Genomic DNA, 5873 nt, shown 5'->3' with positions numbered 1-5873 from the left:
ATCGCGGCCCGGCGACCCCTGGCCATCCAGGGCACCGTGCGCGCCATGTGGGAGGCGCGGGACCTATCACCGAGCCTGCGCCAGCGGCACGGCCTGTCCTACACCCAGATTGGCAACCCCAAAGGCGACGAGCGAACCGACTCACGGACCAATAAGCGCCCCCCACGCTTCCGGTGACCTGACTCGTTGATCTGGAGGAACCATGACTAACGCGGCCATTGATCGGTTGACCGAGTTCGAGCTGCTCATCGGGGGCGAGCAGGTAGCGGCCGCCTCGGGTGCGACCTATGACAGCGTGGACCCGTTCACCGGCAAGCCCTGGGCCCGGGTGCCCGACGGTGCGGCCGTCGACGTCGACCTCGCGGTGGCAGCGGCGCGGGCCGCTGTGGAGGGGACGTGGGGGCAGCTGACCCCCACTGCTCGCGGCAGACTCATCTACCGGCTCGGCGAGGTCATCGCACGCGAAGCCGAGACCCTGGCGGAGCTGGAAGTGCGCGACGGCGGAAAGCTGCTGCGAGAGATGGTCGGTCAGATGCGCTCGCTGCCCGACTATTACTTCTACTACGCCGGGATGGCGGACAAGCTGCAGGGTGAGGTGGTGCCCACCGACAAGCCAAACTACTTCGTCTACACCCGCCACGAGCCGGTCGGGGTGGTCGGAGCGATCACGCCCTGGAATTCGCCGCTGCTGCTCTTGACCTGGAAGCTGGCCGCCGGACTCGCCGCGGGCTGCACGTTCGTGGTCAAACCCAGCGACCACACTCCGACGTCGACGCTGGCGTTCGCGAAGCTGTTCGCCGAAGCGGGTTTCCCGCCCGGCGTGATCAACGTCGTCACCGGCTGGGGGCCGCGGACCGGCGCCGCGCTGGCATCGCATCCGGGGGTCGACAAGATCGCTTTCACCGGCTCGACTTCCACCGGAATCCAGGTGGGCAAGGCCGCGATCGCGAACATGACCCGGCTCAGCCTGGAACTCGGCGGGAAGTCAGCTCAGGTGGTGTTTCCCGACGCCGACCTCGACGCGGCGGCCAATGGTGTGATCGCCGGCGTCTTCGCGGCCACCGGTCAGACATGTCTTGCCGGATCGCGGCTGTTGGTACACGAGGACGTCGCCGATGCGTTGGTGGACAAGATCGTCGCCCGTGCGGCCACGATCAAGCTGGGTGACCCGAAGGATCCGGCGACCGAAATGGGGCCCGTGTCCAATGAGCCCCAATACCGAAAGGTGTTGTCGCACTTCGCCGAAGCCCGGGAGCAGGGCGCGACGATCAGGTACGGCGGTGAACCAGCAGACAACCTCGGCGGGTTGTTCGTCAAGCCGACCGTGCTCACCGGCGTCAACCCGTCGATGCGGGCGGTAACCGAGGAGATCTTCGGGCCCGTGCTGACGGTGATGACCTTCCGCGACGAGGATGAGGCCGTCGCCGCCGCGAACGCCACCGAGTTCGGTCTGGCCGGCTCGGTGTGGACCAAAGACATCCACCGGGCACACCGGGTAGCGGCCAAACTGCGGGCGGGGACTGTATGGGTCAACGCGTATCGCGTTGTAAGCCCGCATGTTCCGTTCGGCGGTGTGGGCCACAGCGGCATCGGCCGGGAGAACGGCATCGACGCAGTGAAGGACTTCACTGAGACCAAGGCGGTGTGGGTGGAGTTGTCCGGCGCTACCCGTGACCCATTCACGCTCGGCTGATATCCGACACCGGGCTTTCCAGCAAGGAGGCATATGCATGACGCCCGGATTTGCCCCCGTCGCCAGGCGGATCTGACGTGCCCACGGTGCCGGCCGGCGTGAGCGGGGCCTGGGAGTTGCCCCACGAGCTGGTCATGCTGCGTGACACGGTCCGGCGGTTCATGCACACCCACGTAACTCCACTCGAGGACACCCTCGGACACGACGCCAACGGCCTGCCGCGCGAACAGCTCGTCGAACTGCAGGCCAAGGCGCGTCAGATCGGGCTGTGGGCGCTGCAGACACCTGAGGAATTCGGCGGCGCCGGTCTCAGCGTGCTGGGCCAAGTGGTGGTGGGAGAGGAAGCGGCGAAATGCAGGATGGGAGCATTCTTTCCGGCGCTCGGTGCGTTCGGCGGCAACCCACCGAAGGTCATGTTCAGGGCGTCGCCCGAGCAGTTCGAGAAGTATGCGCGTCCGATCGTCGAGGGCAAGATGAGCAAGGCCTACACCGCGATCACCGAAGCGTCGGGGGGATCGGACCCCGCACGGGCCATTCGGCTCAAAGCCGTTCGCGCCGGATCGGATTACGTGCTCAACGGGTCGAAGATGTGGATATCGCACGCGCCTGGCGCCGACTGGGGCGTGGTCTACGCCCGAACCGGGGCGGGTCGTAACGGCATCTCGGCGTTCATCGTCGAGAGGGACACCCCCGGTGTCACCTTCAGCCGCATTGCGGTGATGGCCTCCTTCGCTCCCTACGAACTGCGTTTCGACGACGTCCGGCTCCCAGCCGACCAGATGATCGGCAAAGAGGGACAAGGGCTTTCACTGGCCACCGATTTCCTGGTGCACGGCCGCGTCATCTATGCCGCCGGTCCGATCGGTATCGCCCAGACCGCGCTGGACATGGCGTGCCGGTGGGCCAAAGACCGCGAGGTTTTCGGCGGCAAGCTCGCCGATAAGCAGGGCATTCGGTGGATGCTGGCCGACAGCGAGATGCAACTGCGCGCCGCCCGGCTGCTGGCCTACCAGGCGGCGTGGAACGCCGACCTGGGCCGAAACGTCGCGGTGGACGCGTCGGTGGCAAAGTTGGGCGCCACCGAAGCGGCCTACCAGGTGCTGGACCGCTGCATGCAGATTCACGGCGCTCTGGGCCTTTCCGACGAACTGCCGCTGGAGCGCTGGTTTCGCGATCTGCGGGTGAAAAGGCTCGGTGAAGGCGCGACCGAGGTTCAGCGTGAGGTCGTGGCTCGCGCGCTCCTGAGATAAGGTGCGGGTGCTGGGATCGTCCGCCTCATGGAGCACCGCCGTCGGCGTAGATGGTCTGGCCGGTCACGAACCCACACGCATCGGAAAGCAGGAATGCGATCAGCGCGCCGATCTCCTCGGGCTGTCCCGGGCGCTGCAGCGGGGCGTCAAAACCGAAGTCCTCGACGAGCGCCCGCTCCAGTGCCTCTTCGTAGGGATAGCCCTTGCTCTCGGCGATCACTCCGCGCAGAGCGTGCAACGCGTCGGTTTCCACCGCACCGGGGGCGACGCAGTTGGCGCGCACGCCGGACTTTCCATGGGTGCGGGCGATGCCACGGGTGAAGGCCGCGACCGCGGCCTTGAGGCTGGCGTAGGGCAGCCGCGGCTCATGCGGAGCCCGCGCCGAATAGGCGGCGGTGGTCACGATCGCTCCCCTGCTGGCCATCAGGTGAGGCAGCGCCGCCTGGACACACCGGGTGGTCGCCAATAAGACGTCACGAAACGCGTTCTCCCAGGCGTCGTCGTCGGAGTCGATCGGCATCATCCCCGCGGTGCCCATCGTGACAGCAATACCGTCCAGGCGGCCCATCAGCCCCACCGCCTGCTCGACCATCGACACCGCCGCACCGGGCCGGCTCACATCACCGGCCAACCCATACGCCGCGGCGGCGCCATCGCCGGCCAACGTTGCGGCCGCGCTGTTGGCCTTGTCCTCGTCGCGTCCCACTACGACGACCGCGGCACCCTCGGCCGCCAGCGCGCGCGCTCCCGCAAGGCCCATGCCGGCGGTGCCGCCGACGACGACGAAGCCTTTACCACCCACCCGCAGATCCAACGCGACCTCCTGCAGTAGACGTGACCGTCAGAACCCTTGATCCACAGTGCGGCTGCCCGTCCGGGGCCGACCGGACACCTCACCATCACAGCCGCTCAGCCGCCGGCGGTATTGCCGCCGAAGTGACACCAATGCCAGAATAACGGGCCGATGGCCGCGATCAACCAAGGACCGCACGCATGACACTGCCTGATCTCGTCCTCGTCCACGGCGGCGAACACGCTGGAGACTGTTGGGATCTGACGGTCGCGCAGCTGTACCGGCTCGAACCGCGGCTGCGAATCCTCGCGGTGGACCTTCCCGGCCACGGGGCGAAGCCGGGTGATCTGGTGACGGCCACCGTCGGCGAGTGGGCGGACTCGGTCGTCGCCGACATCGAGGACGCGGGCCTGGGCGACATCGTCATCGTCGGCCACTCGATGGCCGGCGTGACGGTGCCCGCCGTCGTCACCAAGCTGGGTTCGGCGCGGGTTCGGGAGATGATCCTGGCGACCGCGTTCGTACCACCGCAGGGGAGAGCGATCGTGGACACCCTCGGCGGTCCGCTGGCCTTCTTCGCGCGTCGGGCCGCCAGCACCGGCAAGCCGACCAAGGTTCCGAAGGTCGCTGCCAGATACGCGTTCTGCAATGGCATGACCCGCGAGCAGCGGACGTTCACTCTTTCGCGGCTCTACCCGGAATCAGCCCGAATTCCGGCCGAGCCGGTCGACCGTAGCAGCCTGCCCGGGGACGTGAGGCGGACGTGGATCCTGACAACGCGCGACCGAGCCCTGTCGGTGCAGTCACAGCGCGACAGCATCAACGCACTCGGTGGCGTGCACCAAGAGATCCCCGTCGCGGCGTGCCACGAACTGATGATCAGCCATCCGGAAGTATTGGCACGGATCCTCATCGAACGATGCCGCTCCTGGCAACGCGACTAGACCGACACGTACCGCGGTCGGGCTCCCGACTGACCCGTTATACCGATATCTATTTAACGGTATAGACTGGCCCGGCCGGCCGGGTCACCGTCGGCGTTCGCCGTCCGACGACCAAGGGAGAGACATGGGAACAGCACCGTCCCGCGCAGTGATCGTCGCCGCCGCCCGCACGGCGATCGGCACTGCGCGCAAGGGCACATTGGCCAATGTGGACGCCAAAGATCTCGCGAAGCCGATTGTCGCTGCGGCCATTGACCGATCCGGGCTGGCCGCCTCGGACTTCGAGGACCTGGTGATCGCCGAGAGCCTGCAGGGCGGCGGGGACAGCGCCCGGTATATCGCGGTCGACCTGGGGCTCACAGAGATTCCCGGTATGGCCGTCAATCGGCAGTGCGCGTCCAGCCTGACTGCCATCGCCGTGGGCGCGGGTCAGATCGCCTCGGGGATGAGCCGTGCGGTGTTGGCTGGCGGGATGGAATCCTGCTCCACCACGCCGCTTCTGCGTAAGCGCAAGCCCTTCACCACCGGCAAGTCCGCGGAGGACTACCAGGATCCGTGGATGCCGCTCTCGCACCCGCCCGCCGACGATGCGCCCGCAATCGACATGTCGATCACCGTGGCGCACAACTGTGCGGTGCAGTACGGCATCACCCGGCAAGACCAGGACGAGTGGGCGCTGCGCTCACACCAGCGCGCGATCAAAGCCATCGACGCAGGTTCGTTCCTCGACGAGATCGTGCCCATCGAAGTGCCCCAAGCCGACGGCTCGACGGTCGCGTTCGCCGAGGACGAGCATCCCCGGCGGGGCACCACGCTCGAGGTGCTGGCGGGCCTGAAGGTACTGCACCCGGAGATCGACGGTTTCACCGTCACCGCGGGAAAGTCCTCGGGCATCAACGACGCGGCCGCGGTGGTCGCTCTGGCAGCCCCCGGCTCGCAGGTCGCTCCGCTGGCCAATGTGCTCTCGTGGGCCGCGGTCGGTGTGGCACCCAACCGCACGGGCAGTGGGCCGATCACCGCGATTCCCAAGGCACTTGAGCTGGCCGGCCGCACGATCGATGACGTCGCACTCTTCGAGATCAACGAGGCCTTCGCCGCGCAGGCGGTCGCCTGCGCGCGGGAACTGAAACTCGACGAGGAGATCGTCAACGTCTACGGCTCGGGCATCAGCCTCGGCCACCCGATCGCGGCCA

The 5873-nt window shown here is 67.3% G+C and carries 5 protein-coding genes and 1 pseudogene; 5 read left to right on the top strand and 1 reads right to left on the bottom strand.

Going from position 1 to position 5873, the window contains the following annotated elements; translation table 11 throughout:
* From AC2VOU_RS03180 to AC2VOU_RS03170, 3 genes and pseudogenes are all read left to right on the top strand, one after another.
* A pseudogene (locus tag AC2VOU_RS03180) lies at positions 1–177 on the top strand (enoyl-CoA hydratase/isomerase family protein); the annotation flags it as partial.
* 25 nt (positions 178–202) lie between these two features.
* A complete protein-coding gene (locus AC2VOU_RS03175; RefSeq protein WP_486956049.1) occupies positions 203–1693 on the top strand; it encodes an aldehyde dehydrogenase in 1491 nt (496 codons plus the stop codon).
* A 134-nt stretch (positions 1694–1827) separates the two neighbouring features.
* A complete protein-coding gene (locus tag AC2VOU_RS03170) occupies positions 1828–2943 on the top strand; it encodes an acyl-CoA dehydrogenase family protein (RefSeq protein ID WP_486956051.1) in 1116 nt (371 codons plus the stop codon).
* Between the two features lie 25 nt (positions 2944–2968).
* Here the strand turns inward: AC2VOU_RS03170 and AC2VOU_RS03165 are convergent, their stop codons facing one another.
* Positions 2969–3745, bottom strand: a complete 777-nt coding sequence (locus tag AC2VOU_RS03165; protein WP_486956050.1) for an SDR family NAD(P)-dependent oxidoreductase — start codon at positions 3743–3745, stop codon at positions 2969–2971.
* A gap of 191 nt (positions 3746–3936) precedes the next feature.
* Between AC2VOU_RS03165 and AC2VOU_RS03160 the strand changes: the two genes are divergently transcribed.
* A complete protein-coding gene (locus AC2VOU_RS03160; RefSeq protein ID WP_090422595.1) occupies positions 3937–4680 on the top strand; it encodes an alpha/beta fold hydrolase in 744 nt (247 codons plus the stop codon).
* Between the two features lie 124 nt (positions 4681–4804).
* Positions 4805–5873 (top strand): thiolase family protein (locus AC2VOU_RS03155; RefSeq protein ID WP_486956048.1); only part of this gene is annotated, 1069 nt, incomplete at its 3' end.

The organism is Mycobacterium sp. TH-M25 (assembly GCF_057473665.1).
Note: the sequence above shows the minus strand (reverse complement) of the source record. Positions and strands in the feature narration are given on the sequence as shown.